The organism is Duncaniella sp., assembly GCF_029056165.1.
Taxonomy (GTDB): Bacteria; Bacteroidota; Bacteroidia; order Bacteroidales; family Muribaculaceae; genus Duncaniella.
In genome coordinates this window covers 1-14877 of sequence record NZ_JAIDBW010000007.1, presented here as the reverse complement: position 1 = coordinate 14877, position 14877 = coordinate 1, and the positions used below count along the sequence as shown (strand labels likewise).

Here is a 14877-nt window from a genome sequence, read left to right as displayed (position 1 = left end):
TCACAAATCCGAATATGAAAAAAATCCTCTTTGCTTCACTGACAGCACTCACGCTCTCTGTTTCACTGCCCGGCCTGACCGCAAAAGCAGGAAACAATGATCCGTATGCAGATTATGATGAGACTGTCTATATGGACATGGAGCTGGAGGAGAATCTGAAAGCCCCTGCCGTCGGTGAGCGCGAACATGCCGCCGTCAAGAATTATATGGGGCGTTTAGGACGGGATCTCGTACAGAAAAATTATATCGTTGATCTTATGCGCAACGATGAGGTGGTACTTGTGACCATCCCTACAGACGATCTCTTCCTGCCCAACGATACTCTCCTCACCCCGGCCGCACCGGGCAAACTCCGTCCGATCATCTCGCTCCTAAATGACCCGATGATGTTTAAGGTGGTCTATGCCGTACACACTGACAATACAGGATCGCCGACCTACAATATGAACCTCTCCCATGAGCGCAACACTTCAATCTATGAATGGCTTCTTGACCAAGTCAGCGAGGATCTAATCATAATCCCTTATGAATTTGGTGACACTGAACCGCTCGTGGCAAATGACTCCCGAAAGGGCCGCAAGGAGAACCGCCGTCTTGAAATTTTCCTTATTCCCGGTCCTAAGCTCATCACTCTCGCTCAAAAAGGGGCACTAAAATGACGGCTGCAATGCATAATTTTTCGTAAATTTGCACCCTCCTCGACTCACCTCTATTACAGACTACGAAACTACAAAAAATCAAGAATATAATTTCTATACATTTCTTTATACAATGGCAAAGGAACTAAAAGATCTCACCAAGCGCAGTGAAGACTATTCAAAATGGTACAACGAACTTGTTGTAAAGGCTGATCTTGCCGAACAGAGTGCGGTGCGCGGCTGTATGGTGATCAAGCCCTATGGCTATGCCATCTGGGAAAAGATGCAGCAGACTCTCGACAAGATGTTTAAGGAAACCGGCGTGCAGAACGCATATTTTCCCCTACTCATTCCCAAATCGTTTCTTTGCCGCGAGGCCGAACATGTCGAAGGCTTTGCCAAAGAATGTGCTGTCGTCACCCACTATCGTCTGAAGAATGATCCTAACGGCAATGGCGTGATTGTCGATCCCGACGCCCGTCTTGAGGAAGAACTTATCGTACGTCCGACCTCCGAGACAATCATCTGGGGCACATACAAGAACTGGATCCACAGTTACCGTGATCTTCCCCTGCTTTGCAACCAGTGGGCCAATGTGATGCGTTGGGAGATGCGCACACGCATGTTCCTCCGTACAGCTGAATTCCTTTGGCAGGAAGGCCACTGTGCCCACGCCACAGCGGAGGAATCGGAAGCCCGCACAGTTCAGATGATCAACCTCTATGCGGACTTCGCTGAAAAATACATGGCCATGCCTGTTATCAAGGGTGTAAAGTCAGCCAACGAACGCTTTGCAGGTGCACTCAACACCTACACTATCGAGGCCATGATGCAGGACGGCAAGGCTCTTCAGTCAGGTACTTCACACAACCTCGGACAGAATTTTGCCAAAGCGTTTGATGTGACCTTCGTCAACAAGGACAACAAACCCGAATACGTGTGGGCCAATTCTTGGGGCGTATCGACCCGACTCATGGGAGCTCTCATCATGACCCACTCCGATGACAATGGCCTCGTGCTTCCTCCCCATCTCGCACCCATTCAGGTAGTAATTATACCTATCTATAAGAACAGCGAGCAGCTTGCTGAAATTTCGGCTAAAGTTGAACCTATCATCAACGAGCTCCGCGCACTCGGTATCAGTGTCAAGTATGATGACTCCGAGAATAAGCGTCCGGGCTTCAAGTTTGCCGACTACGAGCTTAAAGGCGTTCCTGTCCGTCTCGCTATCGGTGCTCGTGACATTGAAAACGGGACTGTCGAGGTTATGCGCCGCGACACTCTCGAAAAGCATGTTGCTCCCCTCGAAGGCATTGCCGGTTATGTTGCCAAACTTCTCGAAGAGATTCAGGACAATATCTTCCAGAAGGCACTCAAACACCGCGAATCAATGACCCGTACAGTCGATACATACGAGGAGTTCAAAGAAGAGATCGAAAAGGGTGGCTTCATCCTTGCCCACTGGGACGGAACTACCGAAACCGAGGAAAAAGTCAAGGAAGAGACCAAGGCTACTATCCGTTGCATTCCTTTGGATGGCGATGACACTCCCGGATTCTGCATGGTGACAGGCAAACCCTCGGCACGCCGCGTCATCTTCGCACGTAATTATTGATCTATACCTGATGGGAACGTTAATGATTGTTTTGACACCCCATCATGAACCATATACTCATTCCCCTCTCTCCCATCCTTTCGGATGAAAAAATGTGTATGTATCCCGATATTGAAACATACATCGGAATCGGTGTGAGTCCGGAGAACTCTATATTTTATTAAGTTAAACAGCGTCCGCAGTGTGATATGATCTGATGATCAGCGCGGATTTTTGATTGAATAAGAAAAAATTGGACAACAAAGCATTTATCAGCCGTCTGTCAAAACGCCTCAACCGTGAACCGGCTGAGGTCACGACACTTGTCGAGGGGCTCAGCGTTATTATCCGGGAGGCAGGTTCTGAACTTGATTCCATCGCTGTTCCCGGATTCGGAACTTTCAAATCGACAAAGGAGGAAGAGAAAGTTGTGACTGACGAGGCAACCGGAGAGCGTAAGCTCTATCCTCCGATGATCACTATGGAGTTTCAACCCAGCATTGTACTTAGGAAAAAGTTAAGCCACAGATGAATCAGAAAATACCCTTCCACGAACTTTCAGCCCGCATCGCACTGGCCACAGGCATAGGAGCGGAAAGCGCGGAGCTGTTCGTCAAAAACTTCTTCGATCTGCTCTCTGAGGCACTGACAAGCGGTGAAAGCGTCCGCATCAAAGGTCTGGGAGCTTTCAATGTTACCGAAGCTGACGGAGAACGCAGCATTGAATTTTTGCCGGATAAGGAGATTAACGATACGATTAACGCTCCATTCGCAATGTTTGAGGCTGTGAGCCTCAGTGACGACGTTTCTGACGAAATGCTGGCTGAGATTGAAAACGATGTTCCGATCGAAGCTCAAGCTCCTGCAACCGCGGATGAGACAATAGTAACACCGACTTATGATCAATCCGTCACGATCGAACAGGAAGTCCTGAACGATAGCGAGGAAACACCGGCAGATACAATAATCGGAACTGATACCGTAGAGGAGAACAGCACTGTGGCTGCTTCAGAACCGGAGACATTGACTGAACAGGTGATTGAGGATGAACCGTCCGAACCGACAGAATCATCCGAACCTAATCAGACTGCTTCTACTGAATCATCCGAACTTAATCAGGTTACTTCCGAGGAAGCGACAGAGATTGTTGAAAAGGAATCTACCGATGTAGTCATCGCAGCCCAAGCTCAACCTGAAACACCGGTGGCAGCCGTGGAAACCGAACCTGTGATTGAAGAAATCGTCGAAGAGGAGCAGCAACCTGCCGAAAAGGATGATGAACCGATTGCAGCGGAATCAGCAACCGTACAGTCACAACCCATCCCTGCGCCTGTTCAATCTTTCGCTTCTCAACCTACGGTACAGGAAGAGCCTGTTCAACCTACCGTTTCTAAAACTGCCGTAGAGAAAGTTGCCACGACTGAACCAGAGGTCGTGCAAAAAGAAACAGCTGAAGCCATCAACCATCCGATACCTCCGGTCAGACCGGTAGCAGAATTAGTGGAGGATGAGGAAGAATATGTAACTCCAACTGCGGTCAAAACTAATGGAGGAGGGAATTTATGGATCGGACTCATTGTCGGACTTATTGTAGGTCTCGCTCTCGGAGCGTGTGGTGTCTATCTTGCCATTGACAAGATCTTCCCGACCATGCACCAGTCATCCGTATTCAATGAAGAGGATTCAGCGGAAGCTGATGAGCTCTTTGATGCTATCATGTCTGATTCCGTTTCAGAGGAAGAGACAGTACCGACCGATACCGTTGCTGCCACCCCCTCTGAATCCACCCCTGAGGTTCAACCTGAACCCGCCCAAGAAGATGAGCCGAAACAGACTGATACCGCTCCTGCCACCGCGACCACAGCTGCAACAGTAACCGATACTGTCCGTCGTGGCTATCTCATCCATGATATGGCGAAGAAACATTACGGCAACAAGGACTTCTGGGTCTATATCTACGAGGAAAACAAATCAAAGATCGGAAATCCCAACAACATGCAGGCAGGTGTTGTACTTGTGATCCCGCCGGCTGAAAAATACGGCATTTCCGCAAATGATCCTGAAAGCCTCCGTAAAGCCCGTGCCAAAGCCGGAGAAGTCCTGCGTAAATTCAGTAAATAACGGATACTTTGTCAAAATCAGCTCGGTTGTATGGCCTACGTTTTAGCCGGTCGAATCCTGCACTGTAATTAGCTGATTATCACATTGCCTTACATTTCGGCCAGCGCAAGCGCAGACCCTAAAACCCGGAATTTATCCATTCTGTCACAGCCTCTACCAGAACATAAAAACAAGCCCTCTGACAGCCCTGTCGCACCACTGATTGCGATATGTAGGTCAGAGGGCTTGTTTTATGCTTTTTTATATATCACATCCTATATGTTAAACGAAAAATAGCTAAAATTAACACACTTTTTTCACACAATAATTGTTGTTATTTATAATTTTGTACTTCAGTTAATCACTGCAGATAGATAATTAAATTAACACAATACATACGAAATTTCACTTTTGAAATCATGAGCGAGTCAGTAAATATCCGCGAACTCAACGACCTCGTAGCGGGAAAGAAAGACTTTATAAATCTCGTCACACGAGGGATGGATCAGACCATTGTCGGTCAGAAGCATTTGATCGATTCACTTCTCATCGCACTTCTCTCTAATGGCCATGTACTCCTTGAAGGTGTCCCCGGTCTTGCGAAAACTCTTGCCATCAAGACTCTCGCACAGATCATTGATGCTAAATACAGCCGTATCCAGTTCACCCCTGACCTTCTCCCTGCCGACGTCATCGGTACTATGATCTACAGCGTCCAGAAGGAGCAGTTCCAGATCAAACGTGGTCCTATTTTCGCCAATTTCGTTCTCGCGGACGAAATCAACCGTGCCCCCGCAAAGGTGCAGAGCGCACTGCTCGAAGCCATGCAGGAGCGTCAGGTGACAATTGGTGAGAAGACATTCAAACTCGACGAGCCCTTCCTCGTGATGGCTACACAGAACCCGATCGAGCAGGAAGGTACCTATCCCCTCCCCGAAGCGCAGGTGGACCGTTTCCTCCTCAAAGTCATCATCGGTTATCCGACAAAGGAGGAAGAGAAACTCATCATCCGCCAAAACATCTCAGGCGAGAAAGTCGAAGTCCATCCCCTGCTTCATCCCTCGGAAATCATCGAGGTTCAGAAGATCGTCGAGAAAATCTATCTTGATGAAAAGATTGAACGTTACATCGTCGATATCGTGTTCGCTACACGTAATCCGGCCGACTATAACCTCAAGGATCTCGCCGGTATGATCAGCTTCGGCGCATCACCCCGTGCATCCATCGGTCTCGCAAAGGCAGCACGTGCCTACGCTTTCCTCCGCGGACGTGGCTATGTGATCCCTGAGGACGTGCGTGCCGTGTGTCATGATGTCCTCCGTCACCGTATCGGCCTCACATACGAAGCCGAGGCAAACAATATCACTACCGATCAGGTTATATCTGAGATCCTCGATAAGGTCGAGGTGCCCTGATCCTTGTTAACCCCTATCATTCCGAGTCCTCCCTATGGAAGCCAACGAACTACTTAAAAAAGTTAGAAAAATAGATATAAAGACGCGTGGTCTCTCCCAAAACATTTTTGCGGGAGAGTACCATACGGCTTTTAAAGGCCGAGGCATGACCTTTTCGGAAGTCAGGGAATATCAGTATGGCGACGATGTGCGTGACATTGATTGGAATGTCACCGCACGTCACAACCATCCGTATGTCAAGGTCTATGAGGAAGAGCGTGAGCTGACGGTAATGCTTCTCATTGACGTGTCACGCAGCCGTCTCTTCGGAGCTGTCGGTGAAGAAAAGCGCGAAATGATCGCTGAAATAGCCGCTACTCTCGCCTACTCCGCCATCACCAACAATGACAAGATCGGTGTGATCTTCTTCTCGGACAAGATCGAGAAATTCATCCCTCCGAAAAAGGGAAAGAAACATATCCTTCTTATCATACGTGAGCTCCTCGACTTCACCCCCGAAAGCTCCGGTACGGACATCGGCGTGGCCCTGCGCTATTTCACCGATGCGCTGAAAAAACGTTGCACGACATTCGTGATCTCCGACTTCATTGACAGTCATGACTACACGCGTCAGCTTCAGGTGGCATGCAACAAACATGACATCATAGCCATACAGGTCTATGATAAGCGTGACACCTCTCTCCCCGACGTCGGGCTGATGAGAGTGATGGATCTTGAAACCGGAGGCACACGTTGGGTGAACACGTCTTCTAAACATACCCGTCAGGCATACGGAAAATGGTGGTACGAACGCCAGCAGGCCATGATGGCCACCCTGAGCAAATGTCGTGTCGATCATGCCTCAATTGCTACAGATGAAGACTTTGCCCGCTCACTGATGGCACTGTTCAAAAATCGTGGTGTACGCTGAAAAGATTCTCTATTTCACCCCTCCTATCATATCGGCTTTTACATCTTCTCCTTATCAGGCCCTAACGGCTGTCATAAACAAAATATTCAATTCAAGTCTATGCTTCGACCCCTACGCATACTTCTAATATGTCTCACCGCCCTGTTAGGGACATCGGCTTTCGCACAGAATCCGAGCGTGAAACTAAGCCTTGATTCAGCATTCCTGCTGATGGGACGCACCACACCCCTGCATCTTGAGCTTGTCGCACCCGAAAATCCCGAAGGCCACCTTATTATCCCCAAGGATTCTATGTGTGACAAAGTCGAGATCCTCAAGCTTCTGAAAGCTGACACAACCCAGCTCGGCAACGGCAGAATTGAAGTCAAACAGGACATCATACTCCAGTCGTTTGACTCCGGTGTCTATCGGATGAATCCGATAATGTATGTCGTGAATAACGATACTTTCCGCTCCAACCGTCTGGTGCTGAAAGTATATCCCGTAGAGGTTGATTCCCTTGAGACCATACATGACTATGCAGATGTGGCCGACATTGACAGAAGTTTCATCGACTATCTCCCGGACTTCGTGGTTAACTATGGTCTATGGATTCTTGCAGTAATAATCGTACTTGGCGGTGGTGCTTACGCATATTACCTGCTCCGCAACCGCAAAAATCCGTTTGCACCGGTTGCGAAACCTGTTCCGCCATACGAGAAAGCGGTTGACGAGCTTAACCGTCTGCAGTCGGAGAAACTTTGCGAAAGCGGACGCGAAAAGGAATTCTATACCCGCCTCACCGATATTCTCCGCATCTATCTGCAGGGACGCTTCGGCATCAACGCTATGGAGATGACATCCACACAGATCCGCAATACCATCAATACGAACGAGGAGACGCGTCTCTCCAAGGAGAATATGGAACGTGTGCTTGAGACTGCCGACTTTGTCAAGTTTGCAAAGGTCCGTCCTCTCCCCGATGATAATATCCGCGCATTCAATTCAGCAATGCAGTTTGTCGAGGACACCAAACCGAAACCCGAACCTGCTGAGGATAGTGCCGGCGATGCAGCGGACGACAATAAAAATGATAAAACCCAACCCAAAAACCATAATTAAGCGACAATGTTACTGGCAAACCCCGGATACCTTTGGCTGTTCCTGCTGTTCATACCGCTGATAGCATGGTACATCTATAAACAGCGTTCACTCTTCGCTTCGATGGAGGTCTCGACTGTGTCGGCTTTCGGTAAAGCACCGCGATCGCTCCTCGCTTCGATGCGCCACATTCTCTTTATTCTCCAGCTCGCAGCAATAGGCTGTGTGATCATGGTTCTTGCACGTCCTCAGACGCGTGACTCATGGAACACATCGAGCGTCGAGGGTACGGACATCGTGATCGCAATGGACATATCGACCAGTATGTTGGCGCGCGATTTCAAACCTGACCGTTTTGAAGCAGCCAAGGATGTGGCTGCGAAATTCGTGGCCGGTCGTGAGGGCGATAATATCGGAGTGGTTATTTTTGCCGCAGAAAGCTTCACAGCAATTCCGATGACCACTGACCGTTCGCTCATCGCCAACTACATAGGCGACATAAAGATGGGTATGCTTCAGGACGGCACAGCCATCGGTGACGGTCTTGCGACTTCCATCAACCGTATCAAGGACGGTAAGGCAAAATCCAAGAGCATCATCCTCCTCACTGACGGTTCGAACAATACCGGCAACGTAGCCCCGATAACCGCAGCTGAAATCGCAAAGCAACTCGGCATCAAAGTCTATACAATAGGCATCGGTACAAACGGCACCGCTCCCTATCCACAAGAAAACATGTTCGGTCGCATCGAATATGTCAACCTCCCGGTAGTAATTGACGAAGCCACACTTAAAACTATTGCCGAGACCACAGGCGGAAAATATTTCCGCGCAACAGGCAATAATGTGCTGAAGGATGTATTCGCAGAAATTGACCGTCTTGAAAAGACCAAAATGGATCTAAGGAACTTCACAAGCACCGAGGACGATTATCTCCCGTGGGCCATCGCGGCTCTCAGTCTCTTCGGCCTTGCAGTGCTCCTCCGCTACACAGTTTTCAGGACCATTCCCTAAATAACTTCTCTATGATCTCGTTTGCATATCCACATTTATTATATCTGCTGTTCCTGCTCCCGGTAGTAGCCGCCCTATTTATCTGGGCACGTTACACACGTCGCCGTAAACTTGCGCGCTACGGACGTCCGGAAGTGATCGAGGCCCTTATGCCTGAGGTGTCAAAATATATGCCTTGGGTCAAGATGGTCCTGTCACTCCTTGTCATTGCGGCAATGGTGTTCATGATAGCTCGTCCACGTGCTACTGGCGGCCTCGAACCGGATGCTTCAGAGACCAAGACTTCACGAGGTATCGAAGTGATGGTCTGTCTGGACGTATCGAACTCAATGCTTGCATCAACTACGGATGATGATAATGGTATCAGCCGTCTGCAGCGCGCCAAGCACATCCTTGAGAAGCTCATCGACAAGATGACAAACGACAAGGTGGGTCTTATCGTGTTTGCCGGAGATGCCTACACACAGCTCCCCATAACCTCGGACTACATATCCGCCAAAATGTTCCTTAACGGAATCACTACAGATATGGTGCCTACTCAGGGAACTGCCATCGGTTCTGCTCTCGAAATGGCCATGAATTCATTCACTCCGACGGATGATATGGGCAAAGCCATTGTGGTGATCACGGATGGCGAGAACTTTGAGGATAATGCGGTCGAGGCCGCAAAACGTGCGGCGAGTGCCGGTATTCAGGTCGATGTCATCGGCCTCGGAACTGCTAAAGGCGCACGCATTCCTCTCGGAAAGGGAACATACATGATCAACCCTATGACAGGCGAGGAAGTAGTGACACGTCACGACGAGGAGACCGCCGCACAGATTGCAAAGGCCGGAAACGGTATCTATGTCAACGGTGCATCCAATTCAGCCATTACAGCCATAGATGAAAAGATGGACGAACTTGAGCAGGGTGATTTCGAGCGCAAATCATTCTCACCGGCGAGCGAGCAGTTCCCTATCTTTGCCTTCATTACCCTGATCTTGCTCGTCATCTACTCCATCACCGTCACCCGCAAGATCTCTTGGCTCAAGAGATATCGTTTCTTCACTAAAGAAGAGGAAGGAGACAAAAAATGAAAAAGATATTATTCCCGCTTTTGGCAATGATGGCCGCCATGCCTGTAATGGCAGAAAGCAAAGCTACGACCACACGCAACGAGCGCAACTACATTGTCGAGGGCAACAAGCTCTACAATGATGAGCGTTATGCCGAAGCCGAGGTCGCTTACCGTAAGGCCCTTCAGGAAAACGCCATGAACGAGATCGCGCAGTTTAATCTCGCTGCATCCCTGTTACGTCAGGGTTCTGCCTCCGGTGAAACTCAGAAAGAGGCGATGAACATACTCCAAAACCTCACACGCGATGCCGAGAATATTTCAATCGCTGAAAAATCATTTTATAATCTCGGCAACATAGCTTTCAACGGTCAGGACTATGCAAAGAGTATCGAACTTTACAAAAATGCTCTCCGCAGGAATCCTGACAATGATAAGGCACGCGAGAATCTGCGTCTGGCACAGAAACGTCTGGAGGAACAGCAGAATCAGGATCAAAATCAGGATCAGAACCAAGACCAGAACCAGGATCAGGACAAGAAAGATCAGGATAAACAGGATCAGGACCAAAATCAGGATCAAAACCAGAATCAGGACAATAAAGATGACCAGAAGGATCAGCAGCAGCAACCGCAGCAGCCTGACCAGAAGCAGCAGCCACAGCAGCAACAAAGCGGCATAAGCCAACAGAATGCTGAAAAGATCCTAAAGGCTATGGAAAATGAAGAGAACGCGACAAGAGCGCGTGTCAACGCCGAGAAGCAGAAGAACGGTGCTCCTTCACGTCGCCCTGTCACTAATCCTTGGTAACATTTGAACTAACGACTCACCCTCACTCAAACAGACAACTGAATGAAACGTTTCATACTATCAATATTACTCGCCTTACTGGTCGCCGTCCCGGCGATCAAGGCGGAAGTAAGTTTCACCGTCAAGCCCCCGACGCGAGTTCACGAGGGTCAGCGTTTCCCTGTCACCTTCCGTCTGACCGATGCAAATGGTTCGGACCTGAAGGTATCACAGATCAATGGCTGCACGCTGCTCTACGGACCCGCCGTTTCCACGTCACACAGCTATCAGGTGATAAACGGAAAAGGCTCATCGAACACGGTGACTGAATACACATATTATTATAAGGCCGACAAAGCCGGTAACTTTACCATCCCCGCAGCGAGCATCATGGCTGACGGCAAACGGATGACTACCAAACCGGTCAATTTTGCCGTCCTTGATCTTGATGCTGCAAACACACCTGCATCGCAGCGTCCGGTTGATGTGAACGATGTCGATACTCAGGCTGCCGGTCGCCGTGTCAACAACGACGACGTATTTGTCAGGATCATCCTGTCGAAGTCATCAGCCTACGAGCAGGAAGCCATCGGATGCACCATCAAACTCTACACCAAGTACAGCATTTCATCATTCCTCCCGACACGTCAGCCCGCCTTTGACGGATTTCTGATTCAGGAGGTGGATCTCCAGCCGACTCTCAACCAGATGGAGACCTATAATGGACAGAACTACATGACCGCTGTCCTGAAAAAGTGTATAATTTTCCCGCAGAAGAGTGGAAAGCTGACCATCAACTCCGGCAATTACGATATCTCTGTCGTGCAGTATGACAATGTCAACATGGGCATGTTCCAAGTGCGTCAGCCCAAGGAAGCCAAGATCAAGGTCAACTCCAACTCTGCCTCCATCGACATTCTCCCCCTCCCCCAGCCCCAGCCTGAAGGATTTACCGGAGCAGTCGGTACATTCTCTATTGACAGCCGTCTTGTCGGCAACTCATTCCGTACCAACGATCCGGCAACCCTTATCTATACCATCCGCGGTACGGGTAATATAAAGTATGTCAAAGAACCTGTCATCGACTTCCCCTCTGAATTTGAGCAATACACTCCCAAGAGTGATATCGAAGCATCCGTCAGCGGCAACGATGTCAGCGGTAGCATGACTGTCGAATACACCTTCGTCCCTCAAAGCGTCGGTGACTTCACAATCGGAAGTGACAAGTTTGTCTATTTCAATCCGCAGACCAAGAATTATGTTACACTCAACACGCCCACATATCCCATCAAGGTAGCCAAAGGAATTTCCGCTCCTGTCACCACTGATCAGAAGGATGTTGAAAATAAGAATTCCGATATCCGCCACATCTATCTCGGCGACAAGAATCCATCAATGACTCACCCGATAGTGGTCCTCAGCTCGTGGTATTGGTTCATGTACATCGGTCTCATTGTTATTGTTGTGGTCATCGCGGTTGTGAACCGCCGGAAAGCCCGCATGAATGCCGATGTCATCGGTCGTCGTACGGCCAAGGCGAGCAAGATGGCCCATCGTCGTCTCCGCGTAGCCGAAGGCTTCATGAAGTCAGGTGACAGCGAACGCTTCTACGAAGAGATGCTGAAGGCAATCTGGGGCTACCTCTCCGATAAGCTTTCGATGCCTGTCTCACAGCTTTCACGCGACAACATCTCGGCCACGCTTGCCTCCAAGGGTTACTCCGAAGCGAGTGCCGAGGCCATTGTCTCAGTCCTTGATGACTGCGAGATGGCTCGTTATACCCCTGACAGCTCAAACCGTATGGACAGTGTCTATGACCGCGGTGTTAATGCCATTAACCAACTTGAAAGCAACAAAAAATGAAATATTTCGTCACCCTCATACTTGCTGTAGCCTGCTGTCTTTATGCAAAGTCAGAATCGACACTGATCCAGCAGGCTGACTCTGCCTACACAGCCGACAACTTTAAGGAAGCTGCCGATACATATCTCCATGCCATAGCCACCGAAGGCACATCGGCAACGCTCCAATATAATCTCGGAAACTGTTACTACCGTCTCGGTGAGATGGGCAAAGCGATTCTCGCTTACGAACGTGCCCTTCGTCTTGACCCTACATTCAATGATGCACGTACCAATCTTGAGTTTGTCAATGCCCGCATCGCAGACCGACCCGGCGAACGCGGCACATTCCTTGGCAACACTCTTGATGCCGCAGCCAATTCGGCACGTTCCAACGTCTGGGCATGGCTTGCATTCGGATGTTTTGTCCTCACTCTCATCGGAGGTCTCACCTACGCTTTTTCAGGAGCTGTCACCTTGCGCAAAATAGGATTTTTCGGAGGTTTTCTCACACTATTAGGCTGTCTCTGCTTCATCTATTTCGCATTCCGCTCCGCAGCTATTGCTACAGCCGACAATGTTGCCATCATCACCTCTCCATCAACCATACTTTCAACCACTCCGCGTGTCCCTAAGGATCGTGCTCAGGAGGCAATGCTCCTCCATGAAGGTACACGGGTTGAAATCCTTGACTCCGTTCGTTCGACAACGGATTCAATCAATTCACTATGGTATGATGTTCAGGTTGACAATGCTCACAGGGCATGGATCAATGCCGCTGCGGTTGAGAAAATCTGACCCCGAAGTCATTAGCCATTGGAGGTCAAAAGGTTATTCTCCCTTACGGCTGGTTTGTGAAGAGAAAGTGTTGTATAACATAGATTTTTTTTCTTCATTTATTTGCCTGAATAGAAATTAAACCCTAATTTAGTGACGTGGAAATACTCCACACATAACCAACCTCAGTATTAACCCCCCCAAACACCTATAGTATCATGACTAAAACTATTTCGTTCAATGACCTCCGCCTCATCAAGGATAGTCTGCCCGATGGTTCAATCCGTCAGATAGCCGATAAACTCAACGTCACTCCACAGACAGTCAGAAACTACTTCGGTGGCACAAATTATGAATTCGGCAAGAATTGTGGCGTACACATCGAGCCGGGTCCCGATGGTGGTATTGTAGTCCTCGATGACACCACCATTTACGATATGGCTATTGAAATCCTTCAGGCCAACAAGGAATAATCAGGGAATAAATCCCACTCTTTTTCCGATCGGTAAAATATTGCGAAAGGACAAAAAGTGCGCTGCTTGCCAACGACTTTTTGTCCTTTCAATTGTTTCTATAGTTGTAAGTCAAAATATAAAAAACTGTAGAAGTCATTCTACCGACAAATCACAATCATCAATTCTAACGACATGCAGAACGACAGACTCATCACCATTGCCATACACACTTATGAGAAGGCGCATCAGCTGAAGAATATTCTCGAATGCGAGGGCATAAGCGTAGTGCTCCAGAATGTCAACCTCACGACACCTGTCGTATCGTCAGGCATCAGAGTGCGTATCCACGAAAATGACCTCCCGATGGCTCTGCGACTGATTGAAAACATTGAGATCTTCTCCCCTTCAGCCGTAAAACAATGTCCGGCAGGTGGTCCGGAGATACTTGTCCCGATCGACTTCTCAACATCGTCGATCCAAGCATGCTTCCTTGCATTCCACATCGCATCGCTTCATAAGGCCCACATAAAGCTCCTGCACTCATTCTGCGATCCGATCATGGCCGACGGTGCGGCAATGCAGCTTTCCGATACTATGACATTCGACACCACCGCCGATGTCATCGAACAGATACAGGAGGACAAGCTACTCACTGAAACAAGCCGTAAGGACATGCAGGAAGTCGAAAGCCAATTGCGTGAAAAGATAAAAGACGGAGTCATCCCTCCAGCAATGTTCTCCTCCGATATCACTGAAGGATTACCGGAGGAAGTCATCAACAACTACGCCTCATCTCATAATCCATTCCTCATTGTGATGGGTACTCGCGGAACTAATAAGCAAAATCGCGCAATGCTCGGTAGTGTCACGGCTGAAGTTCTTGATACCTGTCGGTCATGCGTGCTTACAGTTCCCGAATCTCTACGTTTCAAACGTACGGATGAGATACGTGAAGTGATCTATTTCGCGGCATCGCGTCAGCAGGACATCCTCGCGCTTGACGCTCTCTACAGGATTTTCCCCGAAACCTCACTGTCCGTCACTCTCACGGTTCTTCCTACTAAAAAGAAACCGCAGGGCGACCCGGAAGTCATCGCAAACCTCCTTGATTATTGTCGTAAAAACTATCCGGCCTATACGTTCAAGACCATGACATTGTCGCTATCCCATGAAATGGAGGAATTTGAGAATCTCGATCAGCAACTTC

The 14877-nt window shown here is 48.9% G+C and carries 14 protein-coding genes; all 14 read left to right on the top strand.

Annotated features, from left to right (window positions below):
• The first annotated feature begins 14 nt into the window (after positions 1–14).
• A complete protein-coding gene (locus K2G41_RS00925) occupies positions 15–659 on the top strand; it encodes an OmpA family protein (protein ID WP_300113102.1) in 645 nt (214 codons plus the stop codon).
• A 112-nt stretch (positions 660–771) separates the two neighbouring features.
• The gene (gene proS, locus K2G41_RS00920) at positions 772–2253 is read left to right on the top strand and encodes a proline--tRNA ligase (protein ID WP_300113099.1); all 1482 of its coding nucleotides are present in this window, start codon (positions 772–774) and stop codon (positions 2251–2253) included.
• Between the two features lie 232 nt (positions 2254–2485).
• Positions 2486–2764: an HU family DNA-binding protein gene (locus K2G41_RS00915; RefSeq protein WP_300113096.1), complete on the top strand. Its 279-nt coding sequence runs from the start codon at positions 2486–2488 to the stop codon at positions 2762–2764.
• Positions 2761–4353 carry an HU family DNA-binding protein gene (locus tag K2G41_RS00910; protein ID WP_300113093.1) on the top strand — a complete coding sequence of 531 codons (1593 nt, stop codon included), beginning with the start codon at positions 2761–2763 and terminating at the stop codon, positions 4351–4353. The genes K2G41_RS00915 and K2G41_RS00910 overlap by 4 nt, the downstream gene beginning before the upstream one ends.
• A gap of 398 nt (positions 4354–4751) precedes the next feature.
• Positions 4752–5747, top strand: a complete 996-nt coding sequence (locus K2G41_RS00905) for a MoxR family ATPase (RefSeq protein ID WP_300113090.1) — start codon at positions 4752–4754, stop codon at positions 5745–5747.
• A gap of 34 nt (positions 5748–5781) precedes the next feature.
• Positions 5782–6657 carry a DUF58 domain-containing protein gene (locus K2G41_RS00900; protein ID WP_300113087.1) on the top strand — a complete coding sequence of 292 codons (876 nt, stop codon included), beginning with the start codon at positions 5782–5784 and terminating at the stop codon, positions 6655–6657.
• Positions 6658–6756: 99 nt separating this feature from the next.
• Positions 6757–7758: a cell wall anchor protein gene (locus tag K2G41_RS00895; RefSeq protein WP_300113084.1), complete on the top strand. Its 1002-nt coding sequence runs from the start codon at positions 6757–6759 to the stop codon at positions 7756–7758.
• Positions 7759–7764: 6 nt separating this feature from the next.
• The gene (locus tag K2G41_RS00890; RefSeq protein WP_300113081.1) at positions 7765–8751 is read left to right on the top strand and encodes a VWA domain-containing protein; all 987 of its coding nucleotides are present in this window, start codon (positions 7765–7767) and stop codon (positions 8749–8751) included.
• An 11-nt stretch (positions 8752–8762) separates the two neighbouring features.
• Positions 8763–9830, top strand: coding sequence for a VWA domain-containing protein (locus K2G41_RS00885; protein WP_300113078.1), 1068 nt, complete (start codon positions 8763–8765; stop codon positions 9828–9830).
• Positions 9827–10618, top strand: coding sequence for a tetratricopeptide repeat protein (locus K2G41_RS00880; RefSeq protein WP_300113075.1), 792 nt, complete (start codon positions 9827–9829; stop codon positions 10616–10618). The genes K2G41_RS00885 and K2G41_RS00880 overlap by 4 nt, the downstream gene beginning before the upstream one ends.
• 42 nt (positions 10619–10660) lie before the next feature.
• Positions 10661–12460: a BatD family protein gene (locus K2G41_RS00875; RefSeq protein WP_300113072.1), complete on the top strand. Its 1800-nt coding sequence runs from the start codon at positions 10661–10663 to the stop codon at positions 12458–12460.
• Entirely contained in the window at positions 12457–13236 is a 780-nt protein-coding gene (locus K2G41_RS00870) for a tetratricopeptide repeat protein (RefSeq protein ID WP_300113069.1), read from the top strand. The genes K2G41_RS00875 and K2G41_RS00870 overlap by 4 nt, the downstream gene beginning before the upstream one ends.
• Positions 13237–13433: 197 nt before the next feature.
• A complete protein-coding gene (locus tag K2G41_RS00865) occupies positions 13434–13688 on the top strand; it encodes a DNA-binding protein (protein WP_300113066.1) in 255 nt (84 codons plus the stop codon).
• 174 nt (positions 13689–13862) lie between these two features.
• Positions 13863–14877 (top strand): universal stress protein (locus K2G41_RS00860; RefSeq protein WP_300113063.1); only part of this gene is annotated, 1015 nt, incomplete at its 3' end.

Bases quoted from the DNA above. Each gene is read 5' to 3' on its own strand.
- K2G41_RS00925 (WP_300113102.1), top strand. From the start codon at position 15: ATGAAAAAAATCCTCTTTGCTTCACTGACAGCACTCACGCTCTCTGTT.
- proS (WP_300113099.1), top strand. From the start codon at position 772: ATGGCAAAGGAACTAAAAGATCTCACCAAGCGCAGTGAAGACTATTCA.
- K2G41_RS00910 (WP_300113093.1), top strand. From the start codon at position 2,761: ATGAATCAGAAAATACCCTTCCACGAACTTTCAGCCCGCATCGCACTG.
- K2G41_RS00905 (WP_300113090.1), top strand. From the start codon at position 4,752: ATGAGCGAGTCAGTAAATATCCGCGAACTCAACGACCTCGTAGCGGGA.
- K2G41_RS00900 (WP_300113087.1), top strand. From the start codon at position 5,782: ATGGAAGCCAACGAACTACTTAAAAAAGTTAGAAAAATAGATATAAAG.
- K2G41_RS00895 (WP_300113084.1), top strand. From the start codon at position 6,757: ATGCTTCGACCCCTACGCATACTTCTAATATGTCTCACCGCCCTGTTA.
- K2G41_RS00890 (WP_300113081.1), top strand. From the start codon at position 7,765: ATGTTACTGGCAAACCCCGGATACCTTTGGCTGTTCCTGCTGTTCATA.
- K2G41_RS00885 (WP_300113078.1), top strand. From the start codon at position 8,763: ATGATCTCGTTTGCATATCCACATTTATTATATCTGCTGTTCCTGCTC.
- K2G41_RS00880 (WP_300113075.1), top strand. From the start codon at position 9,827: ATGAAAAAGATATTATTCCCGCTTTTGGCAATGATGGCCGCCATGCCT.
- K2G41_RS00875 (WP_300113072.1), top strand. From the start codon at position 10,661: ATGAAACGTTTCATACTATCAATATTACTCGCCTTACTGGTCGCCGTC.
- K2G41_RS00870 (WP_300113069.1), top strand. From the start codon at position 12,457: ATGAAATATTTCGTCACCCTCATACTTGCTGTAGCCTGCTGTCTTTAT.
- K2G41_RS00865 (WP_300113066.1), top strand. From the start codon at position 13,434: ATGACTAAAACTATTTCGTTCAATGACCTCCGCCTCATCAAGGATAGT.